This is a genomic window from Rhodococcus sp. PBTS 1, from assembly GCF_001620025.1.
Taxonomy (GTDB): domain Bacteria; phylum Actinomycetota; class Actinomycetes; order Mycobacteriales; family Mycobacteriaceae; genus Rhodococcoides; species Rhodococcoides kroppenstedtii.
Genome location: NZ_CP015219.1, coordinates 2,050,417 through 2,069,893 on the forward strand (window position 1 = coordinate 2,050,417; position 19,477 = coordinate 2,069,893).

Genomic DNA, 19,477 nt, shown 5'->3' on the forward strand with positions numbered 1-19,477 from the left:
GGACATCACCAGCTGAGCGGGGCGGCCGCCGCCGATCGTCGTGTCACGACAGACCGGCGGCGTCCATCCCCCGCAGTTCCTTCTTGAGGTCCTGGATCTCGTCGCGCAGACGCCCGGCCAACTCGAACTGCAGCTCGCGCGCCGCGTTCATCATCTGGTCGGTGAGCTGCTTGACCAGGTCCGCCAGTTCCGCACGCGGCATCGTCGAGACGTCTCGTCCCTCGACCACACCGCTGCTGCCCGCGCGGCCGGCCTCACCCGGAGCACGCCGCCCGCGGCTCGCGTTGCGTCCGGACCCGCCGATGTCGATGACGTTGTCGGTGTCCTCCGCCTCCTCGTAGACCTGGTCGAGGATGTCCGCGATCTTCTTGCGGAGCGGCTGCGGATCGACCCCCATCTCCTCGTTGTAGGCGATCTGCTTCGCGCGCCGGCGCTCGGTCTCGTCGATCGCGTACTGCATGGACTCGGTGATCGTGTCCGCGTACATGTGGACCTGGCCCGACACGTTGCGCGCCGCGCGGCCGATGGTCTGGATCAGGCTGGTCCCGCTGCGCAGGAAGCCCTCCTTGTCCGCGTCCAGGATGGCGACGAGCGACACCTCGGGAAGGTCGAGACCCTCGCGCAGCAGGTTGATGCCGATGAGCACGTCGTACTCGCCGAGGCGCAGCTGCCGGAGCAACTCCACCCGTCGCAGCGTGTCGATGTCCGAGTGCAGGTAGCGCACGCGAACGCCGAGTTCGAGGAGGTAGTCGGTCAGGTCCTCGGCCATCTTCTTGGTGAGGGTGGTGACCAGGACGCGCTCGTCCTTCTCGGTGCGCTCGCGGATCTCGTGCACCAGATCGTCGATCTGCCCCTTGGTGGGCTTGACCACGATTTCCGGATCGACCAGCCCGGTCGGCCGGATGACCTGCTCGACGAACTCGCCGCCGCTCTGCCCGAGTTCGTACTTGCCCGGGGTGGCGGACAGGTACACGGTCTGGCCGATGCGCTGGGTGAACTCCTCCCAGGTCAACGGACGGTTGTCCGTCGCGGACGGCAGGCGGAAGCCGAACTCCACGAGGTTGCGCTTGCGGGACATGTCGCCCTCGTACATGGCGCCGATCTGGGGCACCGTGACGTGCGACTCGTCGATGACGAGGAGGAAATCCTCCGGGAAGTAGTCGATCAACGTCGCGGGCGCGGTGCCGGCGGGACGGCCGTCGATGTGCCGGGAGTAGTTCTCGATGCCCGAGCAGAAGCCGACCTGCTTGATCATCTCCAGGTCGTACTGCGTACGCATACGCAGCCGCTGGGCCTCGAGCAACTTGCCCTTGTTCTCCAGGTCGGCCAGCCGCTCGTCGAGCTCCGCCTCGATGTCCCGAACCGCGCGCTCCATGCGCTCGGGTCCCGCCACGTAGTGCGTGGCGGGGAAGATGCGCACGCTGTCGACCTCCCGCACCACGTCCCCGGTGAGCGGATGCAGGTAGTACAGCGCCTCGATCTCGTCACCGAAGAACTCGATCCGGACGGCCAGTTCCTCGTAGGACGGGATGATCTCGACGGTGTCGCCGCGCACCCGGAAGGATCCGCGGGTGAAGGCGAGATCGTTCCGGGTGTACTGCACGTCGACGAGCAATCGCAGGAACTGATCGCGCGGGACGTCTTGTCCGACCTTGAGATACACCGACCGGTCGACGTAGGACTGCGGGGTGCCGAGACCGTAGATGCAGGACACCGACGCGACCACCACCACGTCCCGTCGCGAGAGCAGGTTGGCCGTGGCCGAGTGCCGCAGGCGCTCGACGTCGTCGTTGATCGACGAGTCCTTCTCGATGTAGGTGTCGGTCTGCGCGATGTACGCCTCGGGCTGGTAGTAGTCGTAGTACGAGACGAAGTACTCGACGGCGTTGTTGGGCAACATCTCTCGGAGTTCGTTGGCCAATTGGGCGGCGAGGGTCTTGTTCGGCGCCATGAGCAGCGTCGGACGCTGGACCTGCTCGATCAACCACGCCGTGGTGGCCGACTTGCCGGTACCGGTGGCGCCCAGGAGAACGACGTCTTTCTCCCCACCGTTGATCCGGCGGGCGAGCTCCTCGATCGCGGCCGGCTGGTCGCCGGCCGGGGAGTACTCGCTGACGACCTCGAAGGGCCGGGTGCTGCGCTCGATCTCGCTCACGGGCCGGTGCTCGGAGTGTGCGAGAACCGGTTGTTCAGCCGCAAATGCCATGACACCAGAGTAGGCCCGACCACCGACACGAACCGGGCCCGGAACCGACGGGGCGCCACCGGTGTCGGTCCCCGAGTCCAGAATGGCCCCATGGACCTCGCGCGCATCGTCGACACCTCGGCCACCGTCGCCGCCACGCGTTCACGCAAGGCGAAAGTGGCGGCTCTCGCCGAGTTGCTCGGTGAGTGCACCGCGGACGAGGTGGGACTGGTGGTGCGTTATGCCTCGGGGATGCTTCGCCAACGGCGCACCGGGCTCGGCTGGCGGGGCCTCGCCCGCCTGCCCCGTCCGGCGGAGGCCTCGACGTTGACCGTGACCGAGGTCGACGGCGTCTTCGAGCGCCTGTCGGAGCTGTCGGGCCCGGGATCGCAGCGAGCGCGAGCGGAGGAGACGGAGCACCTCTTCGGCCGGGCGACCGCCGCCGAGCAGACCTGGCTGCGCGGACTCGTCACCGGCGAACTGAGGCAGGGCGCCCTGGACGCGCTCGTCCAGGAGGCCGTCGCCGCGGCGACCGATCTTCCCCTGGCCGCGGTGCGGCGCGCCGCCATGCTGTCCGGATCCACGCCCGCCGCGGCGGAAGCCGCCGTGACCGGCGGCGAGGACGCCCTCGCGGCGATCGGACTCACCGTGGGACGGCCGGTCTCGCCCATGCTCGCCTCGAGCGCCCCCACCGTCACCGACGGGGTCGTCAAGGCGGCCGGGACCGCGGGTGATCCGGTGGCCCTCGACACCAAGCTCGACGGGATTCGCATCCAGGTGCACCGCACCGGCGACGAGGTGTCCATCGCGACGCGCAGTCTCGACGACATCACCTCGCGACTCCCCGAGGTCGTCGACTACGTGCGCTCATTGCCCGTCGACTCGGTGGTACTCGACGGCGAAGCCCTCGCGCTGGGTGACGACGGCCGCCCCCGCCCGTTCCAGGACACGGCCTCGCGCACCGCGCAGGCCACCGGGGTGGCGGTGACGCCGTACTTCTTCGACGTCCTGCACGTCGACGGCGACGACCTGCTCGACCGCCCGTGGGCCGACCGCATCGCGGTGCTCGATCGCTTGGTCGACGCCGACCACCGCGTGCCGCGCCTGACGACGGCCGACGCCGCGGAGGCGGAGCGGTTCGCCGCGTCCGCCGTCGCCGCGGGGCACGAGGGCGTGGTGATCAAGAACCCGGCGGCGAAGTACGAGGCCGGTCGACGCGGGGCGGCGTGGGTGAAGGTCAAGCCCGTCTTCACCGTCGACCTCGTGGTGCTCGCCGTCGAATGGGGGTCGGGTCGGCGGACGGGCCTGCTGTCCAACCTCCACCTCGGCGCCATCGATCCCGCCGGGGGGTTCGTCATGCTCGGCAAGACGTTCAAGGGCATGACGGACGAGATGTTGGCATGGCAGACCGAACGCTTCCTGGGCCTCGAGACGCACCGATCCGACCACGTCGTGCACGTGCAGCCCGTGCAAGTGGTCGAGATCGCGATCGACGGGCTGCAGCGCTCCACCCGTTACCCCGGCGGCATCGCGCTGCGCTTCGCCCGCGTGGTGCGCTACCGCGACGACAAGACCGCCGAGCAGGCCGACACCGTCGAGAGTGTGAAAGCGCTCTTCGGCACCCCGCCCACGTAACGACGCGCCCTCGTGAGTCGCTGCGCCGGTACGGTCCACGCATGACGTCCGCGAAGCAGGTGCACGTGCATCCGCCCAAGGTCGAGGTGTTCGACACGCTCGCGCGCACCAACACCGACCCCAAGGGGTTCGTCCGTCCTGTCGACGTGTACGAGGCACACCCGTGGGGGCTGTACATGGCTCGCCCCGCCGATCACCGCCAGTTCCACTACGTCGAATCCTGGCTTCTGCCGGAGCTCGGCCTTCGTGCGACCATCTTCCACTTCGTCCCCGAGCATCGGCGCGATCAGGACCGCTACGTCGACGTCGGCGAGTACGTCGCCGACGGCTCGGTGTGGCGGTCGACCGATCACTACCTCGACATCGTCGTCCGCACCGGTCGCGGTCAGGAACTGCTCGACGTCGACGAGCTGTTCGGCGCGGTGCGGGCCGGTCTGGTGAGCGACGACGTGGCCGAGGCGGCCGTGTCCCGCGCCGCCGACGCGCTGGACGGGATCGCCGCGGCCGGGCACGATCTCGACGCCTGGCTGCACGGCCGAGGGATGCCCGTCACCTGGCGCTGACGCCTCGGTCCGGCTGCCACCCGGTGGACTCCGCCCACTCCAGGACGCGGGGGTAGGCGCCCTCGAAGTACGGCCCCTTCGCCGCCGCGTACGCCGCGACGGCCTCGGCCGGATCGTCGATCCCGTCCACCTCGTGCGCGGCACGCTCCTTCGCGGCGAGATACTCCGCGCGGGCAGCGGGATCGGCCCGCAATCGATCGCGAAACATGAGGGCGAACCGTTGCCCGGGCCACCCGTCGACCCGCAGGTGCACGAAGGCCGGTCGGCCCGGATCGGCACTGCCGTGCATCCGCTTCTCCCACAGCGCGGAATCGGCTTCACCGGGCACCGACGACGGATGCGGATCGTCGGATACAGCCCGCTCCAGGACGGGAAAAGCCGCGCCGGTCAACGGCTCTCGCAGGGCGTCGGCGTCGGCGAACGAGCGGACCGTGATCTGGATGTCGAGCACGTCCTTGGCCGGGAAGTCCGGGACGGACGTCGATCCGATGTGGTCGATGCGCACGGCGCGATCACCGCACGCGGCGCGCAGCCGACCGATGAGCCGCTCCGCCTGCGCGCCCCACGTCGGGTCGGCTGCCGCGATCGCCACCGGCCGACGGGCGACCACACCGTCGCGGACGTTCCGCGCGAACGGCACCAAGCGCGAATCCCACAGCGTGCGAACGGCTTCGACGAGGTCGTTCGCGGTCCCGGAATTGTCCAGCCACACGTCGGCCGCGGCGCGACGCTGATCGTCGGTGGCCTGCGAGCGGATACGCGAGCGCGCGTCGGCCTCGTCGACCCCGCGCGAGAAGACCAGCCGGCGGATGCGCTGATCCTCGTCGAGGTGCACGACGATCACGAGCGGAAAGAACGGGGCGGCACCGGTCTCCACGAGGAGCGGGATGTCCTCGACGACGATCGCGTCCGCGTCGGCCTCCGCGATCAGTTCCTCGCGACGGGCGCCGACCAGAGGGTGGACGATTCCGTTGAGTGCGAGCCGCGACTCGTCATCGGCAAAGGCGATGGCCCCCAACGCCGGTCGGTTCAACGTGCCGTCCTCCGCCAGAATGCGATCGCCGAACCGCTCGACGAGCGCCGTCAGTCCGGGCGTTCCCGGCTCGACCACCTCGCGGGCGATCGCGTCCGCGTCGACGACGACGGCACCGAGGTCGGCGAGTGCTCGGGCAGCGGTCGACTTGCCCGCACCCATGCCTCCGGTCAATCCGATTCTGATCACGTGCTCCAGTGTGGCGAACCCCTCGCCCGCGTGCAGCGAACACGCCGCGAATCACCAGTATCAAATACCCCGTGTTTCCCAACCCGTCGGTTATCTTCGAGGCGCACAACCGGCTTCGACGCTCGCTTCGGCGCGACGAGCCGGAGCAGGCCGGCACCGGCCGAGACGACACGACGCGACAGGCGGGGACACGGGCATGAACACGATCGCAGGAGAGAGGCGAACGCAGCCGGGGCGGCATCGCCTGGGCATGCCGGACGGCGTCCACTGCATTCTCATCCCCGAGGTCGCCGACGCCCTCGCCGAGCACCGTCGCAACTGGTTCACCTCCTTGCTCAGCCCCGCGCGCCACAGCTTCGCGACGATGCGCAAGCGCGGCAGCGCTCTCGGCACCGGGTGGAGTCCCGCCACCGCCGGCTGACCCCCGTATCGTCGTCACGACCCGGTCCTCGTCGTCGAGGGCCGGGTCGTTCTGCGTTCGCGCCGCTCGTTCCCGGCTGGTTCCCCGGATACGGGTCAGGCCCCGAACCGCGATGCGGTTCGGGGCCTGACTGGGTGAACTACCGGCGAATTATGCTCCGCCGGACAGCTTCTCGCGGAGAGCGGCGAGCTGCGCGTCGCTGGCGAGCGATCCACCGGTGGACTCCGACGCGGCTGCGGCGGGCGCACCCTGCGTGGATCCGGTCTCCGAGGAGTAGCCGGCGGCAGCGTTGGCTGCCTCCTGCGCCTCGTCGGCGGCGGTCTTCTCCATCTGAGCGGTGTGCATCTTGTGACGACGCTCGGCCTCGGCGTACCGGCCTTCCCACTCCTCACGCTGCTTGTCGAAGCCCTCGAGCCACTCGTTGGTCTCCGAGTCGAAGCCCTCGGGGAAGACGTAGTTGCCCTGCTCGTCGTACGAGTCGGCCATGCCGTACTTGGACGGATCGAACTCGGCGCTGTAGTCCTCGTTGGCCTGCTTCAGCGACAACGAGATGCGGCGACGCTCGAGGTCGATGTCGATGACCTTGACCAGCGCATCGTCGCCGACGGTGACGACCTGGTCCGGGACCTCCACGTGGCGCTCGGCCAGCTCGGAGATGTGCACCAGACCCTCGATGCCCTCCTCGACGCGGACGAACGCGCCGAACGGAACGAGCTTGGTGACCTTGCCCGGCACGATCTGGCCGATCGCGTGGGTACGGGCGAACTGACGCCACGGGTCTTCCTGCGTCGCCTTGAGCGAGAGGGAGACACGCTCGCGGTCCAGGTCGACGTCGAGAACCTCGACGGTGACCTCGGTGCCGACCTCGACGACCTCGGACGGGTGATCGATGTGCTTCCAGGACAGCTCGGAGACGTGAACCAGACCGTCGACGCCGCCGAGATCGACGAACGCACCGAAGTTGACGATCGACGAGACGACGCCCTTGCGAACCTGGCCCTTCTGCAGCTGGTGCAGGAACTCGCTGCGGACCTCGGACTGGGTCTGCTCGAGCCACGCGCGACGCGACAGGACCACGTTGTTGCGGTTCTTGTCGAGCTCGATGATTTTCGCCTCGATCTCCTTGCCGACGTACGGCTGCAGATCGCGGACGCGACGCATCTCGACGAGCGACGCGGGGAGGAAGCCGCGGAGGCCGATGTCGAGGATGAGGCCACCCTTGACGACCTCGATGACGGTGCCCTTGACGGCCTCGTCCTTCTCCTTGAGCTCCTCGATGGTGCCCCAGGCACGCTCGTACTGAGCGCGCTTCTTCGACAGGATCAGTCGACCCTCCTTGTCCTCCTTGGTGAGGACGAGAGCTTCGACCTCATCGCCCACGGAGACGACCTCGTTGGGGTCGACGTCGTGCTTGATGGAGAGCTCGCGGGAGGGGATGACGCCTTCGGTCTTGTAACCGATGTCGAGCAGGACCTCGTCGCGATCGACCTTGACGATGGTGCCCTCGACGATGTCGCCATCGTTGAAGTACTTGATCGTCGCGTCGATGGCGGCGAGGAAATCCTCGGCGGAGCCGATGTCGTTGACGGCTACCTGCGGCGAGGTGACGGTGGATGAGGCCATGTGGTGAGGTGCTCCGGACGGGTTGGTGTCGGTGGATGGATGTTCGGTCGGACAGACCCTCGTTTGCCGGGACACGTGGCGACCGCTGCCGTAGATTCGGCAGCGAACCAGTGCTCGGATCCGAGAGTCACGAGCGCCAGGCCCCTCGCACGCGACGTGCGGAGGGCAGACATTCGCGTATCGAAGACTACTCGGTGCCGCGTGGCGCGGGCAAACCCGGTTACCGTGTGGCGCGTGGCAGCCGACTCTCCTGGTTCGACCTCCTCCTACCCGGCCCGGCGGCGTGTCGATTCCGCCGCCAGCGAGCGCGCCTCCCGGTCCTGGTGGGACGTCGACGCCGGGGACTACCACCGGACGCACGGTGAATTCCTGGGCGTCGACAGCCCGACGGGCGAGTTCGTGTGGTGCCCGGAGGGTCTGCACGAGGGCGACGTCCACCTGCTCGGCGACGTCCGCGGGCGCGACGTCCTCGAGATCGGGTGCGGCTCCGCACCGTGCTCGCGATGGTTGGCTCACCAGGGAGCGCGGGCGGTCGGACTCGACATCTCGGCCGGCATGCTCGCCCACGGCGTCGCGGCGATCGACCGCGCTCACGCGAGCGAACCCGACTCCCCCGCGCCCGCCCTGCTCCAGGCCTCCGCGGAGAGCCTTCCGTTCGCCGACGCGTCGTTCGACGTCGTGTGCTCCGCCTTCGGGGCCGTGCCCTTCGTCGCGGACTCCGCGCGCGTCATGCGCGAGGCGGCCCGGGTCCTGCGCCCCGGCGGCCACTGGGTCTTCTCCGTCAACCACCCCGTGCGCTGGATCTTCCCCGACGATCCCGGTCCCGACGGCCTCACCGCTACGATCCCCTACTTCGACCGAACCCCGTACGCCGAGTTCGATCCGGACGGCACCGCGACCTACGTCGAGCACCACCGCACCGTCGGCGACCGCGTGCGGGAGATCGTCGCCGCGGGGCTGACCCTGGTCGACATCGTGGAGCCGGACTGGCCGGAATGGCTGGATCGCGAGTGGGGTCAGTGGTCACCCCTGCGGGGACGACTGTTTCCCGGGACCGCGATCTTCTGTACCGCGAAACCGGGCACGGCACCCGCGTAGCGGCTGGACTCCGGCAGCCGCGTCGCGGTCAGACTCCCCGAAGCGCGTGCGCGGCGACCGTCTCGACGAACTCCGACGTCGACGCCTGTCCGCCGATGTCCGCGGTCGCGACGCCCGACGCGACGGTGTGCTCGACCGCGCCGCGCACACGGTCGGCCACCCGCGCGAAGTGGCCGGGACCACCGGTGGCGGCGGCGTGGTCGAGCATCGCGGCGGCCGACAGCATCAAGGCGGTCGGGTTGGCCCGGTTGCGACCGGCGATGTCCGGGGCGGCGCCGTGCGCGGCCTGCGCCATCACCTTCTCCGCGGACGCGTTGATCGACGCGGCCATGCCGAGGGACCCGGACAGCTCACCGGCGAGGTCGGACAGGATGTCGCCGAACATGTTCTCCGCCACGATCACGTCGAAGGTCTCGCCGCTCCGGACCAGCTTGGCGGTCAGGGCGTCGACGTGCTCGTAGGTCACCTCGACGTCCGGGTGTCGCTCGCCCACCTCCGCGCACACGTCGCGGAAGAGTCCCGTCGTCAGACGAAGGACGTTGGTCTTGTGGACGACCGTCACCCGACGGCGACGCTGCTCGGCGAGGGCGAAGGCGCTCTCGGCGATGCGCTCGGCCGCCCGCCGGGTGAACACGCCCACGGCCAGGGCGACGTCCGGCGTCGGCATGAATTCCCCGGACCCGACGGCCATGTTGCGATCCGCGTAGAAGCCCTCGGTGTTCTCCCGCACCACGACGAGGTCCATCCGCGGGGACACGGCGCGGACGCCGGGCAGCGCGCGCGCCGGGCGGATGTTGGCGTAGAGATCGAAATGCTTGCGGATGCGGCCGCCGGGCGTGAGGTCTCCGCGACGCTCCGGCGGGTACGACGCGCTGTCGTGCGGCCCGAGAATCCACATGTCCAAATCCTCGAGGGCGGCGATGGTGCCGGCCGGCACCGCGTCGCCGTGCTCGTCGAGGGCCTCGCGGCCGAACGGCAGCCAGGCCCAGTCGGGCCCCGTCGTCCCGACGCCCTCGAACGCGGCGTCGACGACCTGGACGACGCCCGGGACGATCTCCTGTCCGATTCCGTCGCCGGTCAGCACGCCGATCCGCGGTCCGTGCCCCGACCCCGTGTTTCCTGCGTCCGTCATGACCGCCATCATTGCTCACCATGGTGCAGTCGCTCGAACTCCTGCTGGACCCCGAGAGCGATGCGGCCGTCCGGCGCGACTGGAACTACCTCGCGGAGTTGGGTCTGCCCAGCCAGGCGCGGCACACCGGGGCCTCGAATCGTCCCCACGTGACGGTCGCCGTGGCGTCGGCGTTCGACGTCGGCACCGAAGACCGGCTCGTGGAGCTCGTGACCACCGACGACGCCGTGCCCGGCACGCTGCGCCTCGGCGGCCTGGTGGTGTTCGGTGGCGCGCGGGTGACGCTGGCCCGCGCGGTGGTGCCCTCGGCCGAGCTGCTGGAGTTCCACGCCCGAGTGCACGACCGGCTGGGCGACTCCCCCGGAGTGCCGCCGCATCTGCTGCCCGGCCGGTGGACGCCGCACGTCACGCTGGCGATGAGGGGCAAACCGCACGAGATCGGTTCGGCTGCAACGGCTCTGAGCCCTGGACTGCACGATCTGGACGCCGCGGTCGCGGGCGTGCGGCGGTGGGACGGCGACGCGAAGCAGGAGTGGCTGCTCGGCGACGGTCAGAACCGATAGTCGCCGTGGCGCGTCACCTCACGATGGGTGTCGGGCACGCGATCTGTCAGCGCCAGCGCGGCCAGGACGATGTAGACGGCCAGGACGGCGAGAAGAAGCACCAGGAATGTCATACGAGACATGTTCCGTCGCAGTGCTTCTCGCGGCCAGTGGCAGAAATGACATGTTTCGTCGTTTTTCTGCCATACTGACGTGGTGCTGACGAAGGTGGTCGTCCCACTCCTGCCGTTGACCGAAGCGTTCGAACTCGGCGTCGCGTGCGAAGTCTTCGGCTTCGACCGGTCCGACGAAGGGCTGCCGGTCTACGACTTCTCGTTGATCGCGGCCGTCCCCGAGCCGATCCGCACGCGGTTCGGATACGACATCGACGTGCCCTACGACCTCGATCGACTCGACGACGCGGATCTGATCGTCGTGTCCGCAGGCGGCACCGCGGCGTCGCCGGACGGGACGTACGTCTGCGGAACCGGCGACGGGTACGACCTCGAGCCGCTCGCGGAGAAGCTCCGCGCCGCCGTGGCACGCGGCGCTCGCGTCGCGAGTCTGTGCACCGGCGCCTTCGTGCTCGGCGCGGCGGGCCTGCTGGACGGACGTCGATGCACCACCCACTGGCGCCACGCGGCGCAGTTGGCCGAGCGTTTTCCCGCGGCGACGGTCGATTCCAACGTCCTCTACGTCCAGGACGACAACGTCTACACCAGCGCAGGCACCGCTGCCGGCATCGACCTCTGCCTCCACATCGTGCGGTCCGCGCAGGGCGCCGCCGTCGCCAACGGCATCGCCCGACGCATGGTGGTGCCGCCGCACCGCGACGGCGGACAGGCCCAGTACGTCGCCGTGCCCGTGCCCGAGTGCGATTCGGACACTCTCGCCCCGCTCATCGACTGGATCGCCGAGAACCTCCGGGAGGATCTGTCCGTCGACGTCCTCGCAGCGCGGGTGGCGATGTCGCCCCGGACGTTCGCCCGCCGGTTCCAGGCCGAGACGGGCACGACCCCGGCGCGCTGGATCAGTGATCAGCGCGTCCTGGAGGCGCAGCGGCTGCTGGAGTCCACCGACCTTTCGGTGGACGCGGTGGCGACCCGCGTCGGCTTCGGCTCCGCGGCGGTACTGCGGCAGCATTTCCTGCGCCTGCGACGCACCACACCGCAGTCCTACCGACGCACCTTCCGGGCGGCGCCCGTCTCGGTGTGACACACGGGCGGGAACGATACGGGCGGGAACGACAGGGGCGGGAACGACAGGGGCGGGAACGACAGGGGCGGGAACGACACCGCCGGGAATGACACCGCCGGGAATGACACCGCCGGGCGGTCTGTTGCACGGCGAGAAGCCCACCGATTCCGACCCCAGCGAGGAGCATCACCAGTGGCTACGCAGACGCTGACCCAGCAGAACTTCGACGAGACCGTGACCGGGAACGACGTGGTTCTCGTCGACTTCTGGGCCGACTGGTGCGGACCGTGCAAGCAGTTCGCTCCCACCTTCGAGAAGTCGTCGGAGAACCACCCGGACGTGGTGTTCGGCAAGGTCGACACCGAGGCCGAGCAGGGTCTGGCCGCGGCCGCCAACATTCGGTCCATCCCGACCCTGATGGCGTTCCGCGAGGGCGTTCTGGTGTTCGCTCAGCCGGGCGCGCTCCCGCAGTCCGCGCTCGAGGACCTCGTGGGTCAGGTCAAGGCCCTCGACATGGACGAGGTGCGGAAGCAGATCGCCGAGCAGCAGGCTGCGTCGGAGTGACAGAGCAGCAGGCTGCGTCGGAGTAACGTCCGCAGATCACCCGGCACGAAGACGACACGACGGCGCGGAACCCACTAGGTTCCGCGCCGTCGTTCGTCGTCGCCGGTGCGGGGCGCTTCCGTCAGTGCGCGGCGTCGTCCCACGTCCGGCCGAAGCCGACCGACACGTCGAGGGGCACCGAGAGTTCGATCGCACCGGCCATCTTCGCGCGCACCAGTTCTTCGACCTGCTCGCGTTCGGACTCGACGACCTCGAGGACCAGTTCGTCGTGCACCTGCAGCAGCATGCGTGAGGTGAGTCCGGCCTCGACCAACCCGCGCTGGACGTCGATCATGGCCACCTTGATGATGTCCGCGGCCGTGCCCTGAATGGGCGCGTTGAGGGCAGCGCGTTCCGCCACTTCGCGGCGCTGACGGTTGTCGCTGGTGAGGTCCGGTAGGTAGCGACGGCGGCCGTACAGGGTGGACGTGTACCCCACCTTGCGCGCGGCCTCGACCACCTCGTGCAGGTAGTCGCGCACCCCGCCGAAGCGGGAGAAGTAGGCGTCCATCTGCTCCTTGGCCTCGTCGGTCGAGATCTTGAGCTGCTGCGACAGGCCGTAGGCACTGAGGCCGTAGGCGAGTCCGTAGGACATCGCCTTCACCCGGCGACGCAGCTCCGGGGTGACCTCGTCGATGGGCACGCCGAACGCGCGGGAGCCGACGAAGCTGTGCAGGTCCTCGCCGGTGTTGAACGCCTCGATCAGACCCTCGTCGCCCGAGACGTGCGCCATGATGCGCATCTCGATCTGGCTGTAGTCGGCGGTGAGGACGGAGTCGTACCCCTCGCCGACGACGAAGCCCTCTCGGATGCGTCGCCCGGCCGAGGTCTTGACCGGAATGTTCTGCAGGTTCGGTTCGGTCGAGGAGAGCCGGCCGGTGGCCGCGATGGTCTGGTTGAAGGTGGTGTGGATGCGCCCGTCGCTGCTGACCGACTTGAGCAGGCCGTCGACGGTGACCTTCAGACGCGTCGCGTCCCGGTGGTCGAGCAGGTGCCGCAGGAAGGGATGTTCGGTCTTCTCGAACATCGACTGCAACGCCTCGGCGTCGGTCGTGTACCCCGTCTTGGTGCGCTTGGTCTTGGGCATGTCGAGCTCGTCGAACAGCACCACCTGGAGCTGCTTGGGAGACCCCAGGTTGATCTGCTTGCCGATCACCGCGTACGCGGCCTCGGCCGCCGTGGACACCTCGCCGGCGAACTGGCTCTGCAGATCGTGGAGATGGTCGAGGTCGATCGCGATGCCGGTGTTCTCGACGGTGGCCAGCACCTCGAGGAGCGGCAGCTCCATGTCGGCGAGCAGCGGACGCGACTCGATCTCGTCCAGTTCGGCGTCCAGGGCGTCGGCGAGATCGGCTACCGCGCGTGCCTTGAGGATCTCGCCCTCGGCGACGGCGGCCTGTGTCTCGTCCGCGTCGTCGAGCAGGGACAGCTGGGAGTCGCCGCCGTCCTCCACCCGCAGCTCACGCTTGAGATAACGCAACGACAGGTCGTCGAGGGCGAAACTGCGCTGGCCCGGACGGACCAGGTAGGCCGCCAGGGCGGTGTCGCTGGACAGGCCCGCGACCGTCCACTCGCGTCCGCGCAGCGCGTGCAACGCCCACTTGGCCTCGTGGAACGCCTTCGGACGCTCGGCGTCGGCGAGCCACTGCCCCAGCGCGGCCTCGTCGGACTCGTCGAGCGCGACCGTCTCCACGTAGGCGCCCTCGCCGTCCGCCGCGGCGAAGGCCAGTGCGGTCGCGTCGCCGTCGAACGGCGAGCGCGATCCCACCACGGACAGGCCGGTGCGGCCCTGCGCGGTGTGCGTCTGCAGCCACTCGCCGAGTTCGCCGGGCACGAGCGCCCGCCCGCGAACCTCGAAGCCCTCCTCCGCTTCCGGCTCGGTGGACGTCAGCGTGTCGAACAGGCGATCGCGCAGCACGCGGAACTCGAGATCGTCGAACAGGGCGTGGACCCGCTCGCGGTCCCACGGTTGCAGCTGCAGCTGATCGGGCGTGTAAGGCAGGGGGACGTCGCGCACCATCTCGGTGAGCTGGCGGTTGAGCACCACGCTGGAGAGGTTCGCGCGCAGCGCGTCGCCGACCTTCCCGCGAACGGTGTCGACGCCGTCGACGAGGGCGTCGAGACTGCCGAACTGGCTGATCCACTTGGTGGCGGTCTTCTCCCCCACCCCGGGGATGCCGGGCAGGTTGTCGCTGGGATCGCCGCGCAGCGCCGCGAAATCCGGGTACTGCTGCGGCGTCAGGCCGTATTTGGCCTGCACCTCCTCCGGGGTGAAGCGCGTGAGGTCCGAGACACCCTTCCGGGGATACAGCACGGTGACGTGCTCGTTCACCAGCTGGATGGAATCCCGGTCACCTGTGACGACCAGCACCCGGTAGCCCGCCTCCACCGCCTGCGTGGTCAGCGTGGCGATGATGTCGTCCGCCTCGTACCCCGGCTCGGCCATGACCGGGATGCCCAGCGCCCCGAGGACGTCCTTGGTGATGTCGATCTGTCCGGCGAACTCGTCGGGCGTCTTGATGCGGTTGGCCTTGTATTCGGCGTACATGTCCGCACGGAAGGTCTGCCGCGAGACGTCGAACGCCGCGCCGACGTGCGTGGGGCTCTCGTCCCGCAGCAGGTTGATCAACATCGCGGTGAAGCCGTAGACCGCGTTGGTGGTCTGTCCGCTGGTGGTGCGGAAGTTCTCGGCCGGCAGCGCATAGAACGCGCGGTACGCGACCGAGTGACCGTCGATCAACATCAGCAGTGGCGACGTCGCGGCCGCCGACTTCCCACTCGTGGACGACGCGGCGGACGAGGTGCTGGCAGCGGGACTCACGCCGCCCAGTCTAGGGACGACCACCGACACCTCGGGGCGGCCCGCGCCCGACTCGCGGCCCACCCGACGGTGGAGGCATCGAAACAAGACCGCAACACCGAAGAAATCGAAGCGGCCCTGTCGGAAACCTCGATCGCTATAGAGTCCGACTCTTGCAGACAGTCGCCGAACACCTCGGCGCCATTCGATCGTCCGAGAGGACCCACCGCGTGCCCCCCTCGAGTCCTCGGCGACCCGGCTCGGCACTGGCTACCGCCACTGCCGTTCGCGCGTTCGTCGTCGTACTCCTGAGCCTGATCACCGCAGCCACGTTCGCCGGCTCGGCCCTCGCTCAGGAGCCCACCACTCCACCGGCCCCGGCCCCCGCCACGTCGTCGGACAGCCCCGGCGCCACCCCGGCCACACCACCCGCCGACGCCGTGAACGTCAGCGGCAGTCTCAACAACGGCGGCGACCGGCTGGTCGGCGTGGACGTCCTCGCCGTCGACGCGTCCGGCGCCGAAGTCGCGCGCACCACGTCGGAAACCGGTGGGCGCTGGACACTTCCGGTGTCCCCCGGCGACTACACGTTCCGCATCGACCCCGAGACGTTGCCGGACGGCGTGTCCGTGCAGGGCGACGTGCAACGCACCGTCGTCGAGGGCCGCGCCAACACGGTCATCTTCAGTTTCGGTGAGGCGCGCACGGCGACGGTGGTGCCGTTCTACGAACAGTTCCTGCGGACCACGATCGACGGCCTTCGCTTCGGTCTGGTGATCGCGCTCGCCGCGATCGGGCTCAGCCTGATCTTCGGCACCACCGGACTGACGAACTTCGCCCACGGCGAATTGGTCACCCTCGGTGCCGTGGCTGCGTGGATCTTCAACGTCACCTTCGGCATCCAGTTGATCCCGGCCACGATCCTCGCCGTGATCGTGGGTGTCGCGGTCGGCTGGTTGAACAACGTCGGTCTGTGGAAACCGTTGCGACGGCGCAAGACCGGCCTGATCGGTCAGCTGGTGGTCTCCATCGGTCTCGCCATCGCGCTCCGCTACCTGATCCTCATCTTCTTCTCCGATCGCTCCGAGCCGTTCGCCGACTACCAGGCACAGCAGCAGCGCGAGTGGGGACCGTTCGCCATCACCGACGTCAACCTCGCCTGCATCGTCATCAGCGTCGTGGTGCTCGTTCTGGTCGCCCTCATGCTGCAGAAGACGCGTATCGGCAAGGCCATGCGCGCGGTGGCCGACAACCGTGACCTCGCCGCGTCGTCGGGCATCAACGTCGAGCGCGTCGTCACCTTCGTCTGGTGCATGGGCGGCGGACTCGCGGCCCTCGGCGGCGTGCTGTTCGGACTCTCCGAACTCGGCGGCCGCGTCCAGTGGGAGATGGGCTTCAAGCTCCTCCTGCTGATGTTCGCGGGCATCACCCTGGGCGGGCTCGGCACCGCCTACGGGGCTCTGCTCGGGTGCGTGATCGTCGGCCTGCTCGTGCAGTGGTCCACGCTGGTCATCAACCCCGACCTGAAATACATCGGAGGACTGCTCGTCTTGATCGTCATCCTCATCGTCCGGCCGCAAGGCATCCTGGGCTCGCGGCAAAGGATCGGCTGACATGGACATCATCGGAGCTCTCCAGGTCTCCCTGGCCCAACTCGTCGGACCGTCGGCGATCTTCTACGCGCTGCTCGCCATCGGCCTGAACCTGCACTTCGGCTACGCCGGACTGCTCAACTTCGGTCAGATCGGATTCGCCCTCCTCGGCGGATACGGCGTCGGCATCATGACCATCACCTACCAGCAGCCGCTGTGGCTCGGCATCATCGTCGGCCTCGCCGCCGCCGGCCTGCTCGCGCTCGTCCTCGGCATTCCCACTCTGCGCCTGCGTGCCGACTATCTCGCCATCGTCACCATCGCCGCGTCGGAGATCCTGCGTCTGGTCTTCCGCTCCACGGCGTCGGACGGCGTCACCGGCTCCACCAACGGTCTCTTCGGCTTCGCCGATCCGTTCACGCGCCTGAGCCCCTTCGACTCCGCGAAACAGTACGACTTCGTCGGCGTGAAGTTCTACGGCGACGACCTGTGGGCCATGGTGGTCGGCTGGTCGCTGGTCCTGGTGCTGTGCGGCCTCGTCTATCTGCTCACCCACAGTCCGTGGGGACGCGTGCTCAAGGCCGTCCGCGAGGACGAGGACGCCGCCCGCTCGCTGGGCAAGAACGTCTTCGTCTACAAGATGCAGGCGCTGGTGCTCGGCGGCATGATCGGCGGCCTCGGCGGCGTGTTCAACGCGCTGCAGACCAAGTCGATCAACCCGGACTTCTACTCCACGGCGCAGACCTTCTTCGCCTTCGGCGCCCTCATCCTCGGCGGCGCCGCGACGGTCTTCGGACCGGTCGTCGGAGCAATGCTGTTCTGGTTCCTGCTCTCGATTCCCGACGTCCTGCTGCGCCAGGCGGCCGCAGGACCCGATCCGCTGATCCCCATGACCGAACAGCAGGTCGGCGCAACCCGATTCGTCCTCCTCGGCATCCTCATCGCGGTGCTGATGATCTTCCGCCCGCAGGGACTGCTGGGCAACAAGCGGGAGGTACAGCTCGATGCCAAGTAGTCAGACCGTGGCGGCACGAAAGCCGCTCAGCGCCGACGCACGCCGGTCGCTGTTCGCCGACGTCGCCAACACCCCCGGTGTCGCCAAACCCGATCCGACCCTCGTGGTCGACGGCGTCTCGCGCACCTTCGGCGGACTCAAGGCCGTCGACGTCGCTCATCTCGAGATCCAGCGCGGATGCATCACGGGTCTCATCGGCCCCAACGGGGCCGGCAAGACCACCCTGTTCAACCTGTTGACGGGCTTCGACCGACCGGACACCGGCACGTGGTCGATGGACGGCAAGTCGTTGGGCCGCATGACTCCTCATCAGGTGGCCCGTCACGGCGTGGTGCGGACCTTCCAGCTGACGAAGGCCCTGTCCAAGCTCACGGTGCTCGACAACGTGCGGCTCGGGGCCACCGGTCAAAAGGGTGAGCGCATCCTCAACACGCTGATGCCGTGGTCCTGGAAGGCCCAGGAACGCGAGGTGACCGAGCGGGCGAACGACCTGTTGGCTCGCTTCAAGCTCGACGCCAAGCGTGACGATCTCGCCGGATCGCTGTCCGGCGGACAGCGCAAGCTGCTCGAGATGGCGCGTGCGCTCATGACCGACCCGGCCGTCGTCATGCTCGACGAGCCGATGGCCGGCGTGAATCCGGCTCTGACACAGAGCCTTCTGGGACACATCAAGTCACTGCGCGACGACGGCATGACGGTGGTCTTCGTCGAGCACGACATGGACGTCATCCGGGACATCAGCGACTGGGTCGTCGTGATGGCCCAGGGCAGCGTCATCGCCGAATCGGCGCCGGAGAACCTGGCCGACAACGAGGCCGTCGTCGACGCCTATCTCGGCAGCCATCACGATCAGGCGCTCGAGTTCGACGAGAACGGAAACCCGGTGGGCGCCACGGCCGAACTGGCCGAGGCGCTCGAGCAGGCCGAGGCCGAGACCCTCGAAGCGGGCGGCGATCTCTCCGACGCCGAACCGGAGATCGATCTGGACAGGAAGACCACGTCATGACCGAACCCGCTGCCTCGCAGCTGACTCCGGCCGAACACGCCGCCACGCCGGAGGAGCACCGGCGGCTCGCCGCCGACGCTCTCGTCCGCGCCGACGACCTGGTCGCCGGGTACATCCCCGGCGTGAACATCCTGCGCGAGTGCAACTTCTATCTCAACGACGGCGAGATCGTGGGCATCATCGGCCCCAACGGCGCCGGCAAGTCGACGTTGCTGAAGGCGCTGTTCGGCCTCATCCCCATCCGGAGCGGGTCGGTCACCCTGCGCGGGGACAACATCACCTCGGCCGAGGCGCACGTCCTGGTGACCAAGGGCGTCGGATACGTGCCGCAGACTCAGAACGTCTTCCCCTCGCTGACCATCGAAGAGAACCTCGAGATGGGAATCTATCTGCGGCCCAAGCAGTTCCAGGAGCGGTTCGACTTCGTGAGCGAGCTCTTCCCGCTGCTCGGCGAACGGCGCAAGGTCAAGGCCGGGGCGTTGTCCGGCGGTGAGCGGCAGATGGTCGCGATGGGCCGCGCCCTCATGATGGACCCGTCGGTGCTGCTGCTCGACGAGCCCTCCGCGGGTCTGTCCCCCATGTTCCAGGACGAGGTCTTCATCCGCTGCAAGAAGATCAACGCGGCGGGCGTGTCCATCATCATGGTCGAGCAGAACGCCCGTCGCTGCCTGCAGATCTGCGACCGGGGCTACGTGCTGGACCAGGGGCGCAACGCCTACACCGACACGGGCGCGAACCTGATGACCGACCCCAAGGTCATCGAGCTCTACCTCGGCACCCTCGCGGGGAGCAAGGAGAAGAAGTAGCGGCCCACTCCCCCGCACACGAGAAACGGGCCCCGAC

General features: G+C 68.7%; 17 protein-coding genes. 11 read left to right on the forward strand and 6 right to left on the reverse strand.

Features of this window, described 5'->3' with window-relative positions; all coding sequences use genetic code 11:
- Positions 1–43: 43 nt before the first annotated feature.
- Complete coding sequence (gene uvrB / locus A3Q40_RS09255; protein WP_068101652.1) at positions 44–2,206, reverse strand: excinuclease ABC subunit UvrB; 2,163 nt, start codon at positions 2,204–2,206, stop codon at positions 44–46.
- A 90-nt stretch (positions 2,207–2,296) separates the two neighbouring features.
- Here uvrB and A3Q40_RS09260 point away from each other — a divergent pair, with 90 nt between their 5' ends.
- Complete coding sequence (locus A3Q40_RS09260; RefSeq protein ID WP_068101654.1) at positions 2,297–3,820, forward strand: ATP-dependent DNA ligase; 1,524 nt, start codon at positions 2,297–2,299, stop codon at positions 3,818–3,820.
- A 41-nt stretch (positions 3,821–3,861) separates the two neighbouring features.
- The gene (locus A3Q40_RS09265) at positions 3,862–4,383 is read left to right on the forward strand and encodes a DUF402 domain-containing protein (protein WP_068101656.1); all 522 of its coding nucleotides are present in this window, start codon (positions 3,862–3,864) and stop codon (positions 4,381–4,383) included.
- Here the strand turns inward: A3Q40_RS09265 and coaE are convergent.
- Positions 4,370–5,605, reverse strand: coding sequence for a dephospho-CoA kinase (gene coaE, locus A3Q40_RS09270; protein WP_068101659.1), 1,236 nt, complete (start codon positions 5,603–5,605; stop codon positions 4,370–4,372). The genes A3Q40_RS09265 and coaE overlap by 14 nt on opposite strands.
- Positions 5,606–5,801: 196 nt before the next feature.
- Here coaE and A3Q40_RS09275 point away from each other — a divergent pair, with 196 nt between their 5' ends.
- On the forward strand, positions 5,802–6,026 hold the full coding sequence (locus A3Q40_RS09275; protein ID WP_068101662.1) for a hypothetical protein: 225 nt from the start codon (positions 5,802–5,804) through the stop codon (positions 6,024–6,026).
- A 150-nt stretch (positions 6,027–6,176) separates the two neighbouring features.
- Here the strand turns inward: A3Q40_RS09275 and rpsA are convergent, their stop codons facing one another.
- The gene (gene rpsA / locus A3Q40_RS09280) at positions 6,177–7,649 is read right to left on the reverse strand and encodes a 30S ribosomal protein S1 (RefSeq protein WP_068101665.1); all 1,473 of its coding nucleotides are present in this window, start codon (positions 7,647–7,649) and stop codon (positions 6,177–6,179) included.
- A 234-nt stretch (positions 7,650–7,883) separates the two neighbouring features.
- Between rpsA and A3Q40_RS09285 the strand changes: the two genes are divergently transcribed.
- Positions 7,884–8,747 (forward strand): class I SAM-dependent methyltransferase, encoded by an 864-nt coding sequence (locus A3Q40_RS09285; protein WP_235606536.1) that lies wholly within the window; start codon positions 7,884–7,886, stop codon positions 8,745–8,747.
- Positions 8,748–8,775: 28 nt separating this feature from the next.
- Here the strand turns inward: A3Q40_RS09285 and A3Q40_RS09290 are convergent, their stop codons facing one another.
- Positions 8,776–9,879 (reverse strand): isocitrate/isopropylmalate dehydrogenase family protein, encoded by a 1,104-nt coding sequence (locus A3Q40_RS09290; protein ID WP_068105740.1) that lies wholly within the window; start codon positions 9,877–9,879, stop codon positions 8,776–8,778.
- Between the two features lie 20 nt (positions 9,880–9,899).
- On the opposite strand from A3Q40_RS09290, the gene A3Q40_RS09295 reads away from it, so the two are divergent.
- On the forward strand, positions 9,900–10,442 hold the full coding sequence (locus A3Q40_RS09295) for a 2'-5' RNA ligase family protein (RefSeq protein ID WP_068105743.1): 543 nt from the start codon (positions 9,900–9,902) through the stop codon (positions 10,440–10,442).
- Here the strand turns inward: A3Q40_RS09295 and A3Q40_RS21000 are convergent.
- Positions 10,430–10,555, reverse strand: coding sequence for a hypothetical protein (locus A3Q40_RS21000; protein WP_256365942.1), 126 nt, complete (start codon positions 10,553–10,555; stop codon positions 10,430–10,432). The two genes, A3Q40_RS09295 and A3Q40_RS21000, sit on opposite strands and share 13 nt — an antisense overlap.
- Before the next feature lie 82 nt (positions 10,556–10,637).
- On the opposite strand from A3Q40_RS21000, the gene A3Q40_RS09300 reads away from it, so the two are divergent.
- Together A3Q40_RS09300 and trxA are read left to right on the forward strand one after the other, a co-directional pair.
- Positions 10,638–11,636, forward strand: a complete 999-nt coding sequence (locus A3Q40_RS09300) for a GlxA family transcriptional regulator (RefSeq protein WP_068105746.1) — start codon at positions 10,638–10,640, stop codon at positions 11,634–11,636.
- A 174-nt stretch (positions 11,637–11,810) separates the two neighbouring features.
- Positions 11,811–12,182, forward strand: a complete 372-nt coding sequence (gene trxA / locus A3Q40_RS09305; protein ID WP_068101671.1) for a thioredoxin — start codon at positions 11,811–11,813, stop codon at positions 12,180–12,182.
- A gap of 121 nt (positions 12,183–12,303) precedes the next feature.
- Here trxA and polA read toward each other — a convergent pair whose 3' ends face one another.
- Positions 12,304–15,042 carry a DNA polymerase I gene (gene polA, locus A3Q40_RS09310; RefSeq protein WP_068105749.1) on the reverse strand — a complete coding sequence of 913 codons (2,739 nt, stop codon included), beginning with the start codon at positions 15,040–15,042 and terminating at the stop codon, positions 12,304–12,306.
- A gap of 209 nt (positions 15,043–15,251) precedes the next feature.
- On the opposite strand from polA, the gene A3Q40_RS09315 reads away from it, so the two are divergent.
- The 4 genes from A3Q40_RS09315 to A3Q40_RS09330 are packed head-to-tail and all read left to right on the forward strand — an operon-like array spanning position 15,252 to position 19,440.
- Positions 15,252–16,634, forward strand: a complete 1,383-nt coding sequence (locus tag A3Q40_RS09315; protein ID WP_170851510.1) for a branched-chain amino acid ABC transporter permease — start codon at positions 15,252–15,254, stop codon at positions 16,632–16,634.
- 1 nt (position 16,635) lies between these two features.
- Entirely contained in the window at positions 16,636–17,628 is a 993-nt protein-coding gene (locus A3Q40_RS09320; protein ID WP_068101674.1) for a branched-chain amino acid ABC transporter permease, read from the forward strand.
- Positions 17,618–18,634, forward strand: a complete 1,017-nt coding sequence (locus tag A3Q40_RS09325) for an ABC transporter ATP-binding protein (RefSeq protein WP_068101677.1) — start codon at positions 17,618–17,620, stop codon at positions 18,632–18,634. The genes A3Q40_RS09320 and A3Q40_RS09325 overlap by 11 nt, the downstream gene beginning before the upstream one ends.
- Positions 18,631–19,440 carry an ABC transporter ATP-binding protein gene (locus A3Q40_RS09330; protein WP_068101680.1) on the forward strand — a complete coding sequence of 270 codons (810 nt, stop codon included), beginning with the start codon at positions 18,631–18,633 and terminating at the stop codon, positions 19,438–19,440. Before A3Q40_RS09325 ends, A3Q40_RS09330 begins: the two co-directional genes overlap by 4 nt.
- Positions 19,441–19,477: the final 37 nt, after the last annotated feature.

What these genes read in the sequence shown, in the direction of transcription:
- uvrB (WP_068101652.1), bottom strand. Translation starts at nt 2,206, where the DNA reads ATGGCATTTGCGGCTGAACAACCGGTTCTCGCACACTCCGAGCACCGG.
- A3Q40_RS09260 (WP_068101654.1), top strand. Translation starts at nt 2,297, where the DNA reads ATGGACCTCGCGCGCATCGTCGACACCTCGGCCACCGTCGCCGCCACG.
- A3Q40_RS09265 (WP_068101656.1), top strand. Translation starts at nt 3,862, where the DNA reads ATGACGTCCGCGAAGCAGGTGCACGTGCATCCGCCCAAGGTCGAGGTG.
- A3Q40_RS09275 (WP_068101662.1), top strand. Translation starts at nt 5,802, where the DNA reads ATGAACACGATCGCAGGAGAGAGGCGAACGCAGCCGGGGCGGCATCGC.
- rpsA (WP_068101665.1), bottom strand. Translation starts at nt 7,649, where the DNA reads ATGGCCTCATCCACCGTCACCTCGCCGCAGGTAGCCGTCAACGACATC.
- A3Q40_RS09290 (WP_068105740.1), bottom strand. Translation starts at nt 9,879, where the DNA reads ATGACGGACGCAGGAAACACGGGGTCGGGGCACGGACCGCGGATCGGC.
- A3Q40_RS09295 (WP_068105743.1), top strand. Translation starts at nt 9,900, where the DNA reads ATGGTGCAGTCGCTCGAACTCCTGCTGGACCCCGAGAGCGATGCGGCC.
- A3Q40_RS21000 (WP_256365942.1), bottom strand. Translation starts at nt 10,555, where the DNA reads ATGACATTCCTGGTGCTTCTTCTCGCCGTCCTGGCCGTCTACATCGTC.
- A3Q40_RS09320 (WP_068101674.1), top strand. Translation starts at nt 16,636, where the DNA reads ATGGACATCATCGGAGCTCTCCAGGTCTCCCTGGCCCAACTCGTCGGA.
- A3Q40_RS09325 (WP_068101677.1), top strand. Translation starts at nt 17,618, where the DNA reads ATGCCAAGTAGTCAGACCGTGGCGGCACGAAAGCCGCTCAGCGCCGAC.
- A3Q40_RS09330 (WP_068101680.1), top strand. Translation starts at nt 18,631, where the DNA reads ATGACCGAACCCGCTGCCTCGCAGCTGACTCCGGCCGAACACGCCGCC.